We start from the raw sequence: 17,628 nt of genomic DNA, 5'->3' as shown, positions 1-17,628 counted from the left end.
GCATTACAAACGCTCGTCGTCTGGGCGCTGGTCAAACTCCCAATCTGCGCAATCCATAGGCCCGACGGGGCCGAGCCGTTTTTGGTCTCCCAGCGAGTGGAGTAAATTTCCAGCATGAGCTCCCAGAATTTCCACGCCTTCTCCTCGAGCTCGTAATTGTTCTGCACGTGCTGCACGCGCTCGTTGTACAGCGGCGTTTGCTGTGGAGTTTGGGTCCAGTCCTGCATGAGAATTACCTCGCGGTTTTGTTGGCTTTGTGTTCTGCAGGTGGAGAGCAAATTTTTGCTCCCACTGCGTCTGGTTGAATGCCTTGCCCTCAGAGATCCAGTAATCAACAAAGCAGGCATGGGCAGCACGTAAGTCTTCGGGAGTCAAGTTCGTGGGGACGGGACGACCCCAGAGGTTTGCCTGCCTGCGAAAGTCAGCAGATGGTTTCCACTCCTTGCTCATAGGAAATTTCCCCAGCAACTGTGAGGCTGGGTAAAAAGTCCCTGGCTGACCAGCGTATTCCGGAACAGGCCGTTCACTCGGTGATCCAACCAGTTCCCCTCGTGCGTTATGTGTGGGGTTTAGATCTTTAGATTCCTCTGGGGGATTCCGTATCCCGTTTTTGGGATCGTTTGACGGAAAAAACGGGATCGTTTCACCGTTTTTAACAGTACCGTTTTTGGGTTCGTTTTCAGAAACACTCCCATTTTCGGTTCCCTTTGAACGACCCCGTTTTTGGTAATGTTCCCGTTTTTGGGTATGTTCAGAGTCTGCAATGCTTTCCTCCACCCCAATTAATTTGTAGACAGGGATTTGTTTTGTGCGCCCGCGACGTTCTCCAGTGTCCTGGATAAATCCCATAGCGATCAGATGCTGCAGGCTTGCCTGAACTGTTTTTTTGTCCAGCTCAGTAGCTTCAGACAGAGCGGCAATTGACGGATATGTCGTTAAGTCGGCTCCGCACATATCAGCCAGCCAGGTCAGTACCGACTTTGCAGACGATCGCCCTGTTTTGGCCTTTTTGGCCCAGCGCATGGCATCAAGACTCACTTTTCACCTCGGTGAACTTCATTTCAAACTCACGGCGCCCTGTTTCACTGACGCCGGTGTACCCCTCCCGGCGATATGAAACGCGGAGCTGGGATGAACGCAAAACTGTTACCATGCGCCCGCGTTCGTCGCGGTATTGCTTCCCTGGAATGATTTCACCGCTGCGATCCACTGGCTCCTGAGCGGGTCGGTTCTTCATCGCGTTTTTCATGCGCTCTGCCAGTGCGCTCGCTAATTCCTGAGAAGTACGCATAGGTGCCTCCAGACTGTTAAGCCACGTGATGGCAGTTCATAATTTGGACTTTCACGCCGACCATCTGCGCCAGCGCGTCGATCGCTTCCAGAGTCTCGCGGCGGATTACCGGTTGCGGTTTGCCAGTGAAGACCGCATTGGTGGCTTCGATGCACTCTTTGTTAACCCTGGCGGCCCGGTAGTGCATGCAGTCCTTCTGCGCCAGCTCGTTATCAATGGCGGTACGGATGGCATAGCTCAGCGCTTCCGCCTGTTTCAGGTAATTAGGCGTATCGTTGCGGAACGCACGCTGAATAATCTGCTTGTTGTTGTGCAAGCGCCGCGCGTACTCGTCAGGGTCCGTCACGTTATCCAATGGCTGAAGCAGATCGCCAAAATGATGAGGGGTTATCAGCTGCGTGACTGTCTTCCAGCCCTTTTCCTGAGCCCAGGACTCCAGCTCGCATGCAAGCTTTTTGATTTCCATCAGTCAGACTCCTTCTGCGCGCGTGGGATATCCTGAACAGGAATTCCGCTGGTAGGGGTTGGATGCAAATCCGGACGTAACTCATGTGGGGTGACAGTCCAGCCGCCAAATCCACAGAGCTTTATCACTCGCTCGCTTGGAACTCGGTTTCGGATAATCCAGTTTGCTACTGACTGTGAGGACTTAAAGTTGAATTTGCGGGCGACGGCCGAAACAGAACCAATCGACCTGACAGCCTTTTCCGTTATGTTCTTGTATGAAGTAGTCATCGTTTTCTCCTGAATGAGTCGATGACTGCAATATACTACATAAAGTAGAAAATACAACTACGAAAAATAGAAATGACTATAAACGCGCCGTGCCTTACTCTTCTACATATGGTAGAAAAAGCGAATAAACATCAGGATTTCGCGAACCGGCTGACCGAAGAAATGCGCAGACAGCGCCGTTCCGTCAAGGATTTAAGCCAGGCTTGCGATGTCACATACGAAATGGCTCGTCGTTATACGTTGGGCACGGCTAAGCCACGCGATGAGAAACTTCAAAAGATAGCTGACTGGCTAAATGTCCAGGCGGCCTGGCTTGATTACGGCGAAGGTGAGAGTGCACCAGCTAAGCTTCCGGAAACTGAGTTTTCGGGCTTCCCCGCGACAGAACCAGACACAGGCAGCGATGCGGAATTCAGAGAATTAAGCGAAGACGAAAAGCGACTGGTTCGAGTGTATCGGCAGTTCCCAAGTGTTGAAGCAAAGAACATGCTACTGGCTTTCGAAATGCGGTATAAACAGCTTTATGATTTCTTTCTGAAGTACGCAAACACCCCGCAGAAGTAAAAAAATCCCAAATAACCCGGCACATGCCGGGTTTTTTTACGCCTTCCCCCACTACTGCAAGTAGCTAATCCCTCTTAAATTTCTACTTTTAGTGTTGACACATCTACTTTATGTTGTATTCTCTACACATCGAAGCACAACAGGTGCGACAGGTAAACGTTCCGCCTACCCGGCGATAAGGGTGATTCACAAAGCAAAGCAGCAAACAGGGGTTTGAGATGGAAAAAGCATACGAAGAGTATTTCAACAGTCTGGCGGAGGGTGAAGAAGCACTGTGCTTTACCGAGTTCGTCCAGGCAGTTTCATGAATGTGGCGTAAGCCAGTGGAGTGTTCATATATGGATAAGACACAATTAACACCGGAACAACAAATTGCCTGGGCACAGGGAAAACTCGTAACTTCAGTATTTCTTCGTGATGTTGCTGGATGCCATGCCGCCTGGAAAGTATTACGGAAATACAGAAATTTAGTTGTGCATCGCCAACCTCACCAGGAATGGCGTAATAGTTTAAAAGCAATTTAGTTTTCTCAATTTAAAACCTATGCCTTAAACGGCAGGGATTCTCACATCCTGAGTCAAGGAGTTAAAAATGAAAGTAAGCGTTACAACCGTTGAACTGAATCTTGTTATCGTAAATAAAGAAATTGCCACCTTTAATATTAACGGTACCATTTCAGGTGTAGTTCATTTGCCTTCATCAGGTCCTGTAACCGTCGTGCTTGACAGTGGCTACGTGCTCGGTGAATTTCATTGCCCGGTTTGCGCTGTTAAGCACATTAGCTTGCTGTCTGTGAATTTCGCAGAAGCGCAGAACGCTTGTGGCATGTCTTATTACGATTACAAACGCCAACAACTTAACTGATATGGATGACGCCATTTGTCATTGCGCTGTTTGCTGCCAAGAATATAAGAAATCGGAAATGCATGAAAGGAAAACAGACATATACCCCTTTAAGCGCACGATTTATTTATGTGAGCAATGCAATGAAAAAAGAGAAAGGCGTAACGCGTTAAGAAATGTAAGGCGCGTTATTCAAAAACCATATCGATAAACATCACTTCCCCAAAAATTAATAGAGGTAATTATGTCTGTTGAATTAAAAGTTTTCGGCGGCGCTTATTTCCCGAAAGATAAAGCATTAAAAAAATGTCCGGATTTAAAACCGCTTGCCACTGCTGTTAATGCGACCACAAAAGCCATAGCTGAAGCCGTTATTTTTGGCAAGCTGGCAGCTGAACACCCGGAACACATTGATGATTTCTTCAAAGTTAAAATCTGGGAACACCGAGAAGGTTTACCCTGCCCTGAGCTTGATGTTTTCTCACCTGCATTTTTCGATACCGTTGCTATATGGAATGTGAATGCAGGTGAGCCAGCTGCAGCGCCACAGCCAGAAATCAATGAAAAAGCAGACTGCGAGGACAACAAGGCACAGGAAGAAATTAAAACCGTTGCGCGTCTTGACCAGGCATCACGAGCAGCTTGTCTGGCACTGTTCGGGCCGGTCCCTGGAATCACTACGGCGCAGTTCGGCCAGATCGTAGACCTGATTAACGATGATGCTAGCAGCTTTACCCGCGAACTGGCAGAGGCACTGGCGAAAGAGACCCGCGCGCTGGCGCTGGCGCCGGAACGGCAGGAGCAGCTTCTCGCATGGGTACGTGAGAACACAAAAGATTCTGCGCAGTGGCCGGATATCAAAAAGCAGATCGCTAAATGGATCGATACCCCGGTAGATAAGCGACCTCAAACTGTTCGTACTACCACCGAAGAAAACCTCACAGACACTGGCTCCACTTTGGGCGGGGGAAATAAGACAGACCGAAGCCCGGATCTGGTACACAACCTCTCTACGCTCAAGATAGAGGTTGCTGTTGCGATTCTGAGCACCTTCGACGAAATCGATATTTACTCAATTCCAAACAAGTTTTTCATTCCCGCTAAGGCCATGGCCGAAGCTGAGCAGGACACCCGCTTCACAGCCTGGTGGAAAAAGCTGCGCGGTACCCCAGGCATTCTGGACTATTCACGCGCAGCCATTATCGCCCTGATTAAATCTGCTCAGGAAGACCTCTGGATGGATCCCGTCGCCTTGCGTGAGTACATCAATCGCGAGTTGGTTGAATCTGACCACGCGCACCCCGATCAGAAAACGGTTGATAAGGCTTGCCGCCCAAAACCTCGCGCCAACCCTGAGGAAATCGAAAATGATAAAGCCAAACCGCCTGTATCTGGCGAAACTTTGCCACCAGCAGTTTGCCCTGGCAAAGCTGCGCAACTCGACAAAGAACTCAACGAGGCATTCGCTCAGGACCCCACACCTGAAAAGCAGGCTGGTGATCAGCCGCGGGTGGAGAATATGGGCGGCGGAGTCTTCTCAGTTGATACTCTGATAAACGCCACCTCCTCAAATGAAGTCGAAAAACAGGAAGTGCCTTCCGCGCTAAATGATCGCGAGATTGAAATCGCCCATGCATTAAACGAGCTGATGTCCGGGCGCACAAACATCGGTGACCAGGACGATATCGAAAATCTCACCGCCACCACGGGTAAAGACATCGAGCATATTTTCCCGTTACTGATTGCAGATATCACCACGACTGAATTCTCTCTGTCGCCTTATTTCAGTGATGAAGAAGTACAAGACGTTGCTACTACGATTCTTGAGCAGTGGTCTGACGATATCAGCGTTCGTCAGAAAATAGCCCTTGATGCGATTGTGGAATACCGCCGCCCTGAGCTGCCAAAACCTGTCGTGCTCGATCCACCGACCGTTACTGCAAAGCCGAAAATCGAGTCCGAACCAGCACCTGAAACATACTCGCCGCTTTCGTCTGTTACCTACCTGCAACAGTTGACAATTGCAGCGCTGCAGGGCTTATGTTCCAACCCGGCTTATTGCAATCAGTATGAGGAATTACCGGTTATGGCCGCCGGGCTTGCCCGCAGCGTGATCAACCATCAGGAAGGATCCTGTGCGTCTGATTAACCGCAGCAAGGGAGACAGCATCGGCGGGCCAGCATGCGCCGCCGCGCTCAAATGCCATTTTGAGAAATATGGCGCGCATGGTCGCAGCGACAAGCAGACTTTTTACACCATCAAGTTCCAAGGGAGAAAAATTACGGTTGAGGTTGTTAACCGCCCCCGTAGTTACGTGGCCACGGCAATGACCGGTGCCAGGCATCTCCGGTGCCTCCCTGGCCTTGGCCGGTGATTTTTGACAATCAATATACTATCTGCCGCTGCGGTATCGTGGCGGCGTCATGGAGTTAAGCATGGCGCAAATCATTTTTGATGAAGAGTGGATGGTGGCGGGAAAGCTAACTGAAAAAACGGGGCTGGATGACAGGCAAATAAAAGCTTATCGCCTCGGATGCTGGATTGAAGGGGTTCATTTCAAGCGAGTACCCGCGGTGCCCGGTGGAGAAAGCAAACGCGCTTTGGTCTGGTACAACTTCCCGCTGATCAATAGATTTATTCAGGAAGCATGATGAACTTTCCAACCGGCGTTGAACTTCATAACGGAAAAATCAGGATCACGTTTACCTATCGCGGCATTCGCTGCCGCGAAGTTCTCCGTGGCTGGGTGGTTAACAGCAGCAACATCAAGAAGGCTGGAAACCTTCGCGCCGTCATCGTGAGTGAGATCCAGTTCGGCCAGTTCGATTACGCGGCGCGCTTCCCTGAATCGAAGGCCCTTAAAAAATTCTCATCAACTAAGCGGATCACGACGTTTAAAGAGCTGAGCGATTTTTTCATTGATACAAAAGCGCTGGAGGTGTCAGGGGCAACACTGCACTCTCTCACATCTGCAGTTAACACCCTGAAGCGCGTGGTGGGAGAAAATACTCCCCTGGCTGATATTCAGCACGCCGACATTCTGAATTACCGTAAAGAGCTGCTGACCGGCAGTGTATTAAACCCTTCAATGCCTAATCTGGTTAAAAAGGGACGCGCGCCCTCAACAGTCAATAAACAGATGGCGGTTTTATCGGAAATGCTTAAGCTTGCGAACAGAAGCCAGTTTATATTACACGCTCCTTATGAGGGAGTGTCGAGGCTCAAGCTATCAAAGGCAGATCCTGATCCGCTTTTACTTCATGAGTATCATGCGTTAATTGCTCTCCTCCCTCGCAAGTGGGTTTTAATCATTATTGTGTCTGTCCATACAGGAATGAGGCCAGGTGAGGTTTGTGCTCTGGCATGGGAGGATATCGACCTGAAGAAAGGTGAAATTCACGTTTCCAGAAGCTTGACGAATAAAGGGTTGTTTGTGCCGCCCAAAACTGATGCCGGGATAAGAACGATAACTCTGCTGAAGCCTGCCCTTGATGCGTTGAAGGAGCAGTACGAAATCACCGGCAATAGTCCCAGGCAGCAAATCATCTTCCATCATCGGGAGCTTGGCAAAACCGAAACGCAGAATCTACGTTTCGTTTTTTCTCCTGAGAGGTGTGCGTCGGGCAAGAACCGGTATCTTTCCAAAAACTCGATTTCGTATGGATGGAAACGGGGCACTAAACTTTCCGGTATACGTGAAAGAAATCCCTATCAGTCGCGACACACTTACGCCTGCTGGACACTTATGGCCGGTGCTAACCCTTCCTTTATCGCCAGCCAGATGGGCCATGAGGATGCGCGTATGGTGTACGAGGTTTACTCGAAGTGGATTGGAGATATGAACCAGGATCAGGTCAATATGCTGAATAATCAGATGCCGACGGCAATGCCCCCAAGACGCCCCCAAGGCACTGGTAGCATTAAAAAAGTCATTTAATTTCATGACGCTGGTTTCAAACTACATAATCAGCGTTAAACTATTCATACCATTCATATAGGGAGAAAAGATGATGCGCGTACTGGTTGTTGAGGATAACGCATTGCTACGCCATCACCTGAAGGTTCAGCTTCAGGAGATGGGACATCAGGTGGACGATGCCGAAGATGCAAAAGAAGCCGATTATTATCTCAATGAGCACCTGCCGGACATCGCCATCGTCGATCTCGGATTGCCTGATGAAGACGGTTTGTCGTTGATTCGTCGCTGGCGCAGCCATGATGTCTCCCTTCCGGTTCTGGTGTTGACCGCACGTGAAGGCTGGCAGGACAAGGTTGAAGTGCTCAGCGCAGGTGCGGATGATTACGTTACCAAGCCGTTTCACATCGAAGAAGTGGCGGCACGCATGCAGGCATTGCTGCGCCGCAACAGCGGCCTGGCCTCCCAGGTGATTTCGATTCCCCCTTTCCAGGTTGATCTCTCCCGTCGTGAATTCTCGATCAATAATGAAGTCATTAAGCTGACCGCGTTTGAATACACCATCATGGAAACGTTAATCCGCAACAGCGGCAAAGTGGTGAGCAAAGACTCCTTAATGCTTCAGCTTTATCCGGATGCCGAGCTGCGTGAGAGCCACACGATTGATGTGTTGATGGGACGTCTGCGCAAGAAAATTCAGGCGGAGTACCCGCAGGACGTGATCACGACCGTCCGTGGTCAGGGTTATCTGTTCGAAATACGCTAAATGAAAGGGATCTTGCGTCATATTCTGCCCCTCTCGCTGCGGGTTCGCTTTTTACTGGCAACGGCCGCCGTCGTGCTGGTGTTATCCCTCTCCTACGGCATGGTGGCTCTGGTGGGCTACAGCGTCAGTTTTGATAAAACAACTTTTCGACTGTTGCGTGGTGAAAGCAACCTGTTTTATACCCTGGCGAAATGGGAAAACAACACGATCACCGTCGAAATGCCGGAAAACCTTAACCAGCAAAGCCCGACCCTGGCCCTGATTTATAACGAAAAGGGAAAACTACTTTGGGCACAACGCGATATCCCATGGCTGGTTAAAAGTATTCGTCCGGAATGGCTTAAGACCAATGGTTTCCACGAACTTGAAGCCGATCTGAACACCACCAGCTCGCTGCTGCGCGAGGACCGGTCCCTGCAGCAAAAGCTGAATGAGATCCGCGCAGACGATGCCGAAACAGAAATGACGCACTCCGTGGCGATTAACCTCTACCCGGCCACGATGAACATGCCGCAGTTAACCATCGTGGTGGTCGATACCATCCCGGTCGAGCTTAAACGTTCTTATATGGTATGGAACTGGTTCGTCTATGTTCTGGCCGCGAATCTGCTGCTGGTGATCCCGCTGCTGTGGCTCGCCGCGTGGTGGAGTTTACGCCCCATCGAATCGCTGGCGAGAGAGGTGCGCGAGCTGGAAGAACATCATCGTGAGAAGCTCAACCCGGAGACTACCCGCGAGCTGACAAGCCTGGTGCGTAACCTCAACCGTCTGCTGAAAAGCGAACGTGAGCGCTATGATAAATACCGCACCACCCTCACCGACCTCACGCATAGCCTGAAAACGCCGCTGGCGGTGATGCAAAGTACCCTGCGTTCGATGCGCAGCTCAAAGCTGAGCGTTGATGACGCCGAGCCGGTGATGCTGGAACAGATCAGCCGTATTTCTCAGCAAATTGGTTACTATCTGCACCGTGCCAGCATGCGTTCCGGCAGCGCGTTATTGAGCCGCGAACTGCATCCTGTGGCACCGCTTCTGGATAACCTCACCTCCGCGCTCAACAAGGTTTACCAGCGCAAAGGGGTCAATATCAGCCTCGATATCTCTCCCGAAATCAGCTTTGTTGGTGAACAAAATGATTTCATGGAAGTGATGGGCAATCTGCTGGATAACGCCTGTAAATATTGCCTGGAATTCGTGGAAGTTTCCGCGCGTCAGACGGATAACGAATTGCATATTATCGTTGAGGATGATGGCCCGGGGATCCCGCGCAATAAACGTGATGTGGTATTCGACCGCGGTCAGCGTGCGGATACGTTGCGCCCCGGCCAGGGGGTTGGGTTAGCTGTGGCACGCGAAATCGTCGACCAGTACGACGGAAAAATTGAAACCGAAGACAGTTTACTCGGAGGCGCCAGAATGGAGGTCATTTTCGGTCGCCAGCAGCCCACATCGAACGATAGTTAACCCGTTATGTGAAAAATGCGAGGATCTCGCACCCAGGCTCCTGTGCTTCCGTTATAATCCGAGTCAGTAAGAGCCTGCGGAATAAAAAAATATGGATTATCACTTAACACTTAACTGGCCCGAATTTATTGAACGTTACTGGCAGAAACGCCCGGTCGTTCTTAAACGCGGGTTCAGCAATTTTGTCGATCCCCTCTCCCCTGACGAACTGGCCGGCCTGGCCATGGAGAGCGAAGTCGACAGCCGCCTGGTAAGCCACCAGGACGGGAAATGGCAGGTCAGCCACGGTCCTTTCGAAAGCTACGATCACCTGGGTGAAAACAACTGGTCATTACTGGTTCAGGCGGTTAACCACTGGCATGAACCGACTGCGGCGTTAATGCGTCCGTTCCGCGCCCTGCCCGACTGGCGAATGGACGATCTGATGATCTCCTTCTCCGTGCCAGGAGGGGGCGTTGGTCCGCATCTGGACCAGTACGACGTGTTCATCATTCAGGGTACAGGCCGCCGCCGCTGGCGCGTGGGCGACAAAGTGCCGATGAAACAGCACTGCCCGCATCCGGACCTGCTTCAGGTCGATCCGTTTGAAGGGATTATCGATGAAGAGCTGGAGCCGGGTGATATTCTCTATATCCCACCAGGGTTCCCGCACGAAGGGTATTCGCTGGAAAACTCGCTGAACTACTCCGTCGGATTCCGCGCACCAAGCGGTCGCGAAATGATCAGCGGCTTTGCTGACTACGTGCTGCAGCGTGAACTGGGCAGCCATCGTTACAGCGATCCGGATGTGCCTGCACGCGAGCACCCGGCTGATATTGTGCCAGCCGAACTGGACAAGCTTCGCGGCATGATGCTGGATTTGATCAATGAACCGGCGCATTTCAGCCAGTGGTTTGGTGAGTTTATCAGCCAGTCACGCCATGAGCTGGATGTGGCACCGCCAGAGCCGCCATACCAGGCCGACGAGATTTATGACGCACTGCAGCAGGGCGACAAACTGGTTCGTCTGGGCGGGTTGCGCGTACTGCGCATCGGTGAAGATGTTTTCGTTAACGGCGAGAAGCTGGACTCCCCTCACCGCCCTGCGCTGGAGGCTATTGCCAGCCACCTGACCTTAACGGCTGATACCTTTGGCGATGCGCTGGAAGATCCCTCTTTCCTCGCGATGCTCGCCGCGCTGGTGAACAGCGGGTACTGGTTCTTTGAGGACTAAACCGTAAAGAAAAGCGTGCCGGGTGGCGGCTTCGCCTGACCCGGCCATTTTTTTCGTCATTACCGCGCCGCGGTCAGCTCCGCAATTCGCACAATCACCTTCACCGCTTTTTCCATTCCTTCCAGCGTCACGAACTCGTGCTTGCCGTGATAGTTGTAGCCACCGGTAAACAGATTCGGGCAAGGCAGCCCCATGAACGACAGCTGCGAACCGTCTGTGCCGCCACGAATCGGTTTTAACAGCGGTTCAATATCACAGTCACGCATTGCCTGCTGCGCGATATCGAGGATATGCGGATGCGCCATCACTTTCTCGCGCATATTGTAGTAGCTGTCTTCGATAATCAGCTCGATATAGCAATCCGGATGCAGGCCCTTACCGACCTTTTTGGCTATCTCCATCATCTTACGTTTACGCGCTTCAAATGCTTTACGGTCAAAGTCGCGAATGATGTAGTGCATCTGCGCACTGTCTACGGTGCCTTTAATGCTGGTCAGGTGATAAAAACCTTCATAACCGTCGGTCTGTTCCGGGCTCTCTTCTGGCGGAACTTCCGCATGAATACGCGACGCCAGCGACAACGCATTCACCATGACCCCTTTGGCGGAGCCAGGATGAACGTTGTTTCCGACGATTTTGATTGTCACGGACGCGGCGTTGAAATTCTCGAACTCCAGTTCCCCTACGCCGCCACCGTCGACGGTATAGGCCCAATTCGCGTTAAAGGCCTCTACGTCGAAGTGTTTTGCACCCTTGCCGACCTCTTCATCCGGCGTAAAGGCGACACGGATATCCCCGTGCGGGATATTTTTCTCTTTCAGCACCGCCAGCGCCGTCATGATCTCGGCAATCCCCGCTTTGTCATCGGCACCCAGCAGCGTTTTGCCGTCGGTGGTGATGAGCGTTTGACCGAGCAGCTGGTGCAGCACCGGGAACATCACCGGCGACAGTACTTCGTCACCAATCCCCAGCGCAATGTCGCCGCCGCGGTAGTTTTCAACAATCTGCGGGTTCACATGTTTACCGCTAAAATCCGGAGAGGTGTCGACATGGGAGATAAAGCCAATCGCCGGGATATCACCGGAGACATTCGCAGGCAGCGTTCCCATCACTGTGCCTTTCTCGCTTAACGTGACGTTAACCAGCCCCATGGCGTCGAGCTGCTCTTTGAGCAGGTTTAATAACTTCCACTGGCCTTCGGTGCTTGGCACCTGGCGGACACCCGGTTTAGATTGGGTATCCAGCGAAACGTACTGTAAAAAACGCTCAAGTAATTTATCCATGCAGTCACCCTCACTTTTTGTGACAACATTATCAATAAGCATCAAAAGGCAAATATTGCGTCAGGTCACTTTTATCCCGCAAACGAGAATATTTTCCGTTTATATCGTATCCGTTAGTAAATGTAGCTTATGAATCAGTGACAAGGATTGGCGATTACAGTGGTTTGCCGTAGAATGTCCGCCCTCATTACGAGTCACCAAGGTGGTTACACACAAACCCCGCTTCGGTCTGCATCCCGGAGCGTCTATATGGGACAGCGCAAAAATTGAATACACAATCCCGTTCACGTTCACCGCTGGTGCAACTGGAACGAATTCGTAAAAGTTTTGATGGTAAAGATGTTATTTCCGGGCTCAACCTGACCATCAATGACGGTGAGTTCCTCACGCTGCTTGGCCCCTCTGGCTGCGGCAAGACAACCGTACTGCGCCTTATCGCCGGACTGGAAAACGTCGATAGCGGTCACATCCACCTTGAAAACCAGGATATCACCCAGGTTCCCGCCGAAGAGCGGCACGTGAATACCGTCTTTCAGAGCTATGCCCTGTTTCCGCACATGACCGTGTTCGAGAACGTCGCATTTGGCCTGCGGATGCAAAAAACACCGGCCAGCGAAATCCCGGCTCGCGTTACCGACGCGCTGCGCATGGTGCAACTGGAAGAATTTGCCCAGCGTAAGCCACACCAGCTTTCCGGCGGCCAGCAGCAGCGCGTTGCTATCGCCCGCGCTGTGGTCAATAAACCGCGTCTGCTCCTGCTGGATGAGTCACTTTCCGCGCTGGACTACAAACTGCGCAAGCAGATGCAGAACGAGCTTAAAGCCCTGCAGCGCAAGCTCGGCATTACCTTTGTCTTCGTTACCCACGATCAGGAAGAGGCACTCACCATGTCGGACCGTATCGTGGTGATGCGTGACGGCAAAATCGAGCAGGACGGCACGCCACGTGAAATCTATGAAGAGCCGAAAAACCTGTTCGTGGCCAGCTTCATTGGGGAGATCAACATTTTCAACGCCACGGTGATTGAACGCCTGGACGAACAGCGCGTGCGGGCCAACGTAGAAGGCCGCGAGTGCAATATCACCGTGAATTTCGCCGTCGAAAAAGGGCAAAAGCTCAACGTCCTGCTGCGACCGGAGGATCTGCGCGTTGAAGAGATCCACGGCAATACTGATGCCGAGGGACTGATTGGCTATATCCGGGAGCGCAACTATAAAGGGATGACGCTGGAGTCTGTCGTCGAACTGGAAAACGGTAAGATGGTGATGGTCAGCGAGTTCTTTAATGAGGACGACCCTGATTTCGACCACTCCCTCGACCAGAAAATGGTTATCAACTGGGTAGAAAGCTGGGAGGTTGTACTGGCTGATGAAGAACACAAGTAAATTCCAGAATGTGGTGATTGCTACTATCGTCGGTTGGCTTGTGTTGTTTGTCTTCTTACCCAACCTGATGATCATCGCCACCAGCTTCCTGACCCGCGACGATACTGACTTCGTAAAGCTGGTCTTTACGCTGGACAACTACTCGCGTCTGCTCGATCCGCTCTATTTTGACGTGCTGTTGCACTCGCTTAATATGGCGCTGATCGCCACCGTTGCCTGCCTGGTGCTGGGTTATCCCTTTGCATGGTTTCTGGCGCGTCTGCCGCAAAAAGTGCGTCCACTGCTGCTCTTTTTGCTGATCGTGCCTTTCTGGACCAACTCCCTGATCCGCATCTACGGGCTGAAAATTTTCCTCAGCACCAAAGGCTATCTGAACGAGTTCCTGTTGTGGCTGGGCGTGATTGATACGCCAGTGCGCATCATGTTTACGCCGGGTGCGGTCATTGTGGGTCTGGTCTACATCCTGCTGCCCTTTATGGTGATGCCGCTCTACTCCAGCATTGAGAAGCTGGATAAACCGCTGCTGGAAGCTGCGAGAGACCTGGGCGCCAGCAAACTGCAGACCTTTATCCGGATTATCATTCCGTTGACCATGCCTGGCATCATTGCAGGTTGTCTGCTGGTAATGTTGCCGGCAATGGGCTTGTTCTACGTGTCCGACCTGATGGGCGGCGCGAAAAACCTGCTTATCGGCAACGTGATTAAGAGTCAGTTCCTGAACATTCGCGACTGGCCGTTCGGTTCCGCCACCAGCATTACGCTCACGGTGGTAATGGGCCTGATGCTGTTGATCTACTGGCGTGCTTCACGATTACTGAATAAAAAGGTGGAACTCGAATGATCGGTCGACTGCTTCGCGGCGGTTTTATGACCGCCATCTATGCGTATCTTTATATTCCGATCATTATTTTGATCGTGAACTCGTTTAACAGCTCGCGTTTCGGCATCAACTGGCAAGGTTTCACTACCAACTGGTACAGCCTGCTGATGAACAACGACAGCCTGCTGCAGGCTGCTCAGCACTCCCTGACGATGGCGATTTTCTCCGCCACCTTCGCCACGCTGATTGGTTCGCTTACCGCCGTGGCGCTCTACCGCTATCGCTTCCGGGGTAAACCGTTCGTCAGCGGGATGCTGTTTGTGGTGATGATGTCGCCGGATATCGTCATGGCGATTTCGCTGCTGGTGCTGTTTATGCTGCTGGGCGTCCAGTTGGGCTTCTGGTCACTGCTGTTCTCCCACATCACTTTCTGCCTGCCGTTTGTGGTGGTCACCGTCTTCGCACGCCTGAAAGGGTTTGACGTGCGCATGCTGGAAGCCGCAAAAGATCTGGGTGCCAGTGAGATGACCATCCTGCGCAAAATCATCCTGCCGCTGGCGATGCCCGCCGTTGCTGCCGGATGGCTGCTGAGTTTTACCCTGTCGATGGACGATGTGGTGGTCTCCTCCTTCGTCACCGGCCCGAGTTATGAAATTCTGCCGTTGAAGATCTATTCAATGGTGAAAGTCGGCGTCTCGCCCGAGGTGAACGCGCTGGCGACCATACTGTTAGTGTTCTCGCTGGTGCTGGTGATTGCCAGCCAGGTTATTGCTCGTGATAAAACAAAATCTCAGGGGACAATGAAATGAAAAAAATGCTTGCCGCTGCGGCACTGGTGCTCGGAATGGGTGCCGCGCACGCTGATGACAGCAAAACGCTCTATTTCTATAACTGGACCGAGTATGTGCCACCAGGCCTGCTGGAGCAGTTCACGAAAGAGACGGGCATCAAGGTTATCTATTCTACCTATGAGTCGAATGAAACCATGTACGCCAAGCTCAAAACTTACAAAGAAGGCGCGTACGATCTGGTCGTCCCGTCGACCTATTTCGTCGATAAAATGCGCAAAGAGGGCATGATTCAGAAGATCGATAAAACGAAGCTCACTCACTTCAACAATCTCGATCCGGAGATGCTCAATAAGCCGTTTGACCCGAATAACGACTACTCCATTCCTTACATCTGGGGCGCAACCGCCATTGGTGTCAACAGCGAGGCTATCGATCCGAAAACCGTTACAAGCTGGGCCGATCTGTGGAAACCGGAATACAAAGGCAGCCTGCTGTTAACCGACGACGCGCGCGAAGTGTTCCAGGTAGCATTGCGTAAGCTCGGCTACTCAGGCAATACGACGGACCCGAAAGAGATTGAAGCGGCCTATAACGAGCTGAAAAAGCTGATGCCTAACGTGGCGGCATTCAACTCTGATAACCCGGCAAACCCGTATATGGAAGGCGAAGTGAATCTGGGCATGGTGTGGAACGGCTCCGCGTATGTTGCCCGTCAGGCCGGTACGCCGCTGGAGGTAGTGTGGCCGAAAGAAGGCGGGATCTTCTGGATGGATAGCCTCTCTATTCCTGCAAACGCGAAGAACGTTGACGGTGCCCTGAAGCTAATTAACTTCCTGCTGCGCCCGGACGTCGCGAAACAGGTTGCGGAGACCATTGGTTATCCCACCCCGAACCTCGCTGCGCGTAAGCTGCTCAGCCCGGCCGTCGCGAACGACAAATCGCTCTATCCGGATGCGCAAACCATCAGTAAAGGCGAGTGGCAAAACGATGTCGGTGACGCAAGCCGCATCTATGAAGAGTATTACCAGAAATTAAAAGCGGGCCGGTAAGCGGCCAGGCTTTCTTCCTCACTCCGTCTTAGCGGAGTGAGGAACGATTAACTGACGGCGTTCTCCCCGGCCCAGATCGTGGCCTTCCTCATCGCCTCTACGATGTCTTCCTCTGCCAGCCCCAGCGCGTGACTTATTCTGCTTGCCTCATCCCACTGCTGCTGCTCGTAGTAATGGCAGAGGCGAACCATGTCCGCTAACTGCCCTTCCTGATGGCACAACGCATTACTCACGCTCTGCGGGACAGCAATTTGCGTCATCAGCTCTGCCATCGGCAGCTCAAGCAGGGTATCAAGCAGTGAGAACAGACCGCACATGAACGCATTCTCAGCCAGCATCGGCTCGTTCAGTTTCTCGGCAATCAGTTCACAGAATTTCCCGCGCATCATACTCATCGGGTAAAGCTCGGTGACGGTGTCGTTGGCTGCACTTGCCAGCACTACAACGGCTACAAACCTTCTGAGCTGATTTTCTCCAAGATACCTCAGCACTTCACTCAGCGTTAACTTGCTGAAATTACAGGCCCCCATGTGTTTAAAAGCGGTGTGCTTCATATAGCGCATGATTTTATAGGACAGCGTGAGGTCGCTTTTGATTAACGCCTCGATGATCCGAAAGTCAGGTTTATTGCGTCCTACTTCCATTTGCAGACGGAAAATTGCAAGCTGATTTTGCGATAGCCGTTTATATTTAATCACCTCCGGACGACAGAAAAAATATCCCTGAAAAAGAGAAAATCCGGCATCGCTGTATTGTTTGAATTCCTCTTTAGTCTCAATTTTTTCAGCCAGATATTTAATATGCCCGGTCAGGCTTTTACGCTCACTCAGGTAATTTTTAATTTGCGCTAAGGTGTAATTCTGGACATCAAATTTGATGATGGAAATATAGGGCAAAAAAACATCCCATTCCGGTGCGAGAGTGAAATCATCGAGCGCAAAGCAGTACCCGTGCTCATACATTTCTCTCACGGCCTGCAAAAGCGCCTCACCCGGGTCAGCATCCTCAAGGATCTCAATGACCACGTTGTTTTTGTCCAGCGCCTCAGCGCTGCGGTCGATGATCATCCGGGAAGGAAAATTGATAAACGACGTATGTTCCCCGGCGATGCGCTGGGACGGCACGGATAAGAACTGGTCTGATATCATTCTGGATGTGGCATATTCCGCCGACACATCCGGGAAACGGTTGGTCATTCCGTCTCTGAAAAGCAGCTCATAGGCCACGGTATTCATATCGAGGTTAAAAATGGGTTGTCTCGCGATAAATCCATACATATCCCATCCTCCTGAACGTCTTTATATTTATTAGCATCCCCTATCTGCACAACGATAACGAGCATTATCGAACACTAATTTGATTGAATGCACAAAATAAAAGCATCCACACTAATTAACGGGAATTAGCGTTCAAAAATTTAAATTAAATATACCCGGTGCTCTACAGAAACATGGCGAAATATCCGATAAGTGATCTGTGCCTGCCCGACATGCACGTCATTACGGGA

The 17,628-nt window shown here is 51.5% G+C and carries 20 protein-coding genes; 14 read left to right on the top strand and 6 right to left on the bottom strand.

Annotated features, from left to right (window positions below):
- Positions 1–3 precede the first annotated feature (3 nt).
- The 4 genes from L462_RS24180 to L462_RS18795 are packed head-to-tail and all read right to left on the bottom strand — an operon-like array spanning position 4 to position 2,026.
- On the bottom strand, positions 4–1,038 hold the full coding sequence (locus tag L462_RS24180; RefSeq protein ID WP_072031438.1) for a DnaT-like ssDNA-binding domain-containing protein: 1,035 nt from the start codon (positions 1,036–1,038) through the stop codon (positions 4–6).
- The gene (locus L462_RS18785) at positions 1,028–1,291 is read right to left on the bottom strand and encodes a DUF4222 domain-containing protein (protein WP_032677906.1); all 264 of its coding nucleotides are present in this window, start codon (positions 1,289–1,291) and stop codon (positions 1,028–1,030) included. The genes L462_RS24180 and L462_RS18785 overlap by 11 nt, the downstream gene beginning before the upstream one ends.
- A gap of 16 nt (positions 1,292–1,307) precedes the next feature.
- Positions 1,308–1,757 carry a toxin YdaT family protein gene (locus L462_RS18790; RefSeq protein WP_032677905.1) on the bottom strand — a complete coding sequence of 150 codons (450 nt, stop codon included), beginning with the start codon at positions 1,755–1,757 and terminating at the stop codon, positions 1,308–1,310.
- Positions 1,757–2,026 (bottom strand): transcriptional regulator, encoded by a 270-nt coding sequence (locus L462_RS18795; RefSeq protein WP_032677904.1) that lies wholly within the window; start codon positions 2,024–2,026, stop codon positions 1,757–1,759. The genes L462_RS18790 and L462_RS18795 overlap by 1 nt, the downstream gene beginning before the upstream one ends.
- A gap of 72 nt (positions 2,027–2,098) precedes the next feature.
- Here L462_RS18795 and L462_RS18800 point away from each other — a divergent pair, with 72 nt between their 5' ends.
- From L462_RS18800 to L462_RS18835, 10 genes are all read left to right on the top strand, one after another.
- Positions 2,099–2,590, top strand: coding sequence for a helix-turn-helix domain-containing protein (locus L462_RS18800; RefSeq protein WP_032677901.1), 492 nt, complete (start codon positions 2,099–2,101; stop codon positions 2,588–2,590).
- A 338-nt stretch (positions 2,591–2,928) separates the two neighbouring features.
- Positions 2,929–3,114: a hypothetical protein gene (locus tag L462_RS25010; protein WP_155964416.1), complete on the top strand. Its 186-nt coding sequence runs from the start codon at positions 2,929–2,931 to the stop codon at positions 3,112–3,114.
- A gap of 67 nt (positions 3,115–3,181) precedes the next feature.
- Entirely contained in the window at positions 3,182–3,454 is a 273-nt protein-coding gene (locus tag L462_RS18805; RefSeq protein ID WP_032677900.1) for a hypothetical protein, read from the top strand.
- A gap of 223 nt (positions 3,455–3,677) precedes the next feature.
- Complete coding sequence (locus tag L462_RS18810) at positions 3,678–5,582, top strand: exonuclease family protein (RefSeq protein WP_032677897.1); 1,905 nt, start codon at positions 3,678–3,680, stop codon at positions 5,580–5,582.
- Entirely contained in the window at positions 5,569–5,808 is a 240-nt protein-coding gene (locus tag L462_RS0123345; protein ID WP_010429806.1) for a DUF4060 family protein, read from the top strand. The genes L462_RS18810 and L462_RS0123345 overlap by 14 nt, the downstream gene beginning before the upstream one ends.
- A gap of 61 nt (positions 5,809–5,869) precedes the next feature.
- Positions 5,870–6,085, top strand: coding sequence for an excisionase family protein (xisR, locus tag L462_RS18815; RefSeq protein ID WP_010429804.1), 216 nt, complete (start codon positions 5,870–5,872; stop codon positions 6,083–6,085).
- A complete protein-coding gene (locus tag L462_RS18820; protein WP_020884645.1) occupies positions 6,085–7,371 on the top strand; it encodes a site-specific integrase in 1,287 nt (428 codons plus the stop codon). Before xisR ends, L462_RS18820 begins: the two co-directional genes overlap by 1 nt.
- Positions 7,372–7,444: 73 nt before the next feature.
- Positions 7,445–8,116 carry a two-component system response regulator PhoP gene (phoP, locus tag L462_RS18825; protein WP_032670531.1) on the top strand — a complete coding sequence of 224 codons (672 nt, stop codon included), beginning with the start codon at positions 7,445–7,447 and terminating at the stop codon, positions 8,114–8,116.
- The gene (gene phoQ, locus L462_RS18830; protein ID WP_032677895.1) at positions 8,117–9,580 is read left to right on the top strand and encodes a two-component system sensor histidine kinase PhoQ; all 1,464 of its coding nucleotides are present in this window, start codon (positions 8,117–8,119) and stop codon (positions 9,578–9,580) included.
- 91 nt (positions 9,581–9,671) lie between these two features.
- Positions 9,672–10,793, top strand: coding sequence for a ribosomal protein uL16 3-hydroxylase (locus tag L462_RS18835; protein WP_032677894.1), 1,122 nt, complete (start codon positions 9,672–9,674; stop codon positions 10,791–10,793).
- 59 nt (positions 10,794–10,852) lie between these two features.
- Here the strand turns inward: L462_RS18835 and pepT are convergent, their stop codons facing one another.
- The gene (gene pepT / locus L462_RS18840) at positions 10,853–12,076 is read right to left on the bottom strand and encodes a peptidase T (RefSeq protein ID WP_032677893.1); all 1,224 of its coding nucleotides are present in this window, start codon (positions 12,074–12,076) and stop codon (positions 10,853–10,855) included.
- Positions 12,077–12,309: 233 nt separating this feature from the next.
- Here pepT and potA point away from each other — a divergent pair, with 233 nt between their 5' ends.
- The 4 genes from potA to potD are packed head-to-tail and all read left to right on the top strand — an operon-like array spanning position 12,310 to position 16,121.
- On the top strand, positions 12,310–13,461 hold the full coding sequence (gene potA, locus L462_RS18845; RefSeq protein ID WP_171032980.1) for a spermidine/putrescine ABC transporter ATP-binding protein PotA: 1,152 nt from the start codon (positions 12,310–12,312) through the stop codon (positions 13,459–13,461).
- Positions 13,445–14,302: a spermidine/putrescine ABC transporter permease PotB gene (potB, locus tag L462_RS18850; RefSeq protein WP_020884651.1), complete on the top strand. Its 858-nt coding sequence runs from the start codon at positions 13,445–13,447 to the stop codon at positions 14,300–14,302. Before potA ends, potB begins: the two co-directional genes overlap by 17 nt.
- Complete coding sequence (gene potC, locus L462_RS18855; RefSeq protein WP_014169603.1) at positions 14,299–15,090, top strand: spermidine/putrescine ABC transporter permease PotC; 792 nt, start codon at positions 14,299–14,301, stop codon at positions 15,088–15,090. The genes potB and potC overlap by 4 nt, the downstream gene beginning before the upstream one ends.
- Positions 15,087–16,121: a spermidine/putrescine ABC transporter substrate-binding protein PotD gene (gene potD / locus L462_RS18860; RefSeq protein ID WP_014169602.1), complete on the top strand. Its 1,035-nt coding sequence runs from the start codon at positions 15,087–15,089 to the stop codon at positions 16,119–16,121. The genes potC and potD overlap by 4 nt, the downstream gene beginning before the upstream one ends.
- 47 nt (positions 16,122–16,168) lie before the next feature.
- On the opposite strand, the gene L462_RS18865 is transcribed toward potD, so the two are convergent.
- A complete protein-coding gene (locus L462_RS18865) occupies positions 16,169–17,398 on the bottom strand; it encodes an EAL and HDOD domain-containing protein (protein ID WP_020884653.1) in 1,230 nt (409 codons plus the stop codon).
- Between the last annotated feature and the right edge of the window lie 230 nt (positions 17,399–17,628).

This window comes from Enterobacter sp. BIDMC 26 (genome assembly GCF_000534435.1).
Classification (GTDB): domain Bacteria; phylum Pseudomonadota; class Gammaproteobacteria; order Enterobacterales; family Enterobacteriaceae; genus Enterobacter; species Enterobacter ludwigii.
This window is presented reverse-complemented; position numbering and strand designations above follow the sequence as displayed.

Coding starts and splice junctions, on each gene's coding strand:
- L462_RS18785 (WP_032677906.1), bottom strand. CDS start 1,291: ATGCGTACTTCTCAGGAATTAGCGAGCGCACTGGCAGAGCGCATGAAA.
- L462_RS18790 (WP_032677905.1), bottom strand. CDS start 1,757: ATGGAAATCAAAAAGCTTGCATGCGAGCTGGAGTCCTGGGCTCAGGAA.
- L462_RS18795 (WP_032677904.1), bottom strand. CDS start 2,026: ATGACTACTTCATACAAGAACATAACGGAAAAGGCTGTCAGGTCGATT.
- L462_RS18800 (WP_032677901.1), top strand. CDS start 2,099: ATGACTATAAACGCGCCGTGCCTTACTCTTCTACATATGGTAGAAAAA.
- L462_RS25010 (WP_155964416.1), top strand. CDS start 2,929: ATGGATAAGACACAATTAACACCGGAACAACAAATTGCCTGGGCACAG.
- L462_RS18805 (WP_032677900.1), top strand. CDS start 3,182: ATGAAAGTAAGCGTTACAACCGTTGAACTGAATCTTGTTATCGTAAAT.
- L462_RS18810 (WP_032677897.1), top strand. CDS start 3,678: ATGTCTGTTGAATTAAAAGTTTTCGGCGGCGCTTATTTCCCGAAAGAT.
- xisR (WP_010429804.1), top strand. CDS start 5,870: ATGGCGCAAATCATTTTTGATGAAGAGTGGATGGTGGCGGGAAAGCTA.
- L462_RS18820 (WP_020884645.1), top strand. CDS start 6,085: ATGAACTTTCCAACCGGCGTTGAACTTCATAACGGAAAAATCAGGATC.
- phoP (WP_032670531.1), top strand. CDS start 7,445: ATGCGCGTACTGGTTGTTGAGGATAACGCATTGCTACGCCATCACCTG.
- phoQ (WP_032677895.1), top strand. CDS start 8,117: ATGAAAGGGATCTTGCGTCATATTCTGCCCCTCTCGCTGCGGGTTCGC.
- L462_RS18835 (WP_032677894.1), top strand. CDS start 9,672: ATGGATTATCACTTAACACTTAACTGGCCCGAATTTATTGAACGTTAC.
- pepT (WP_032677893.1), bottom strand. CDS start 12,076: ATGGATAAATTACTTGAGCGTTTTTTACAGTACGTTTCGCTGGATACC.
- potB (WP_020884651.1), top strand. CDS start 13,445: ATGAAGAACACAAGTAAATTCCAGAATGTGGTGATTGCTACTATCGTC.
- potC (WP_014169603.1), top strand. CDS start 14,299: ATGATCGGTCGACTGCTTCGCGGCGGTTTTATGACCGCCATCTATGCG.
- potD (WP_014169602.1), top strand. CDS start 15,087: ATGAAAAAAATGCTTGCCGCTGCGGCACTGGTGCTCGGAATGGGTGCC.
- L462_RS18865 (WP_020884653.1), bottom strand. CDS start 17,398: ATGTATGGATTTATCGCGAGACAACCCATTTTTAACCTCGATATGAAT.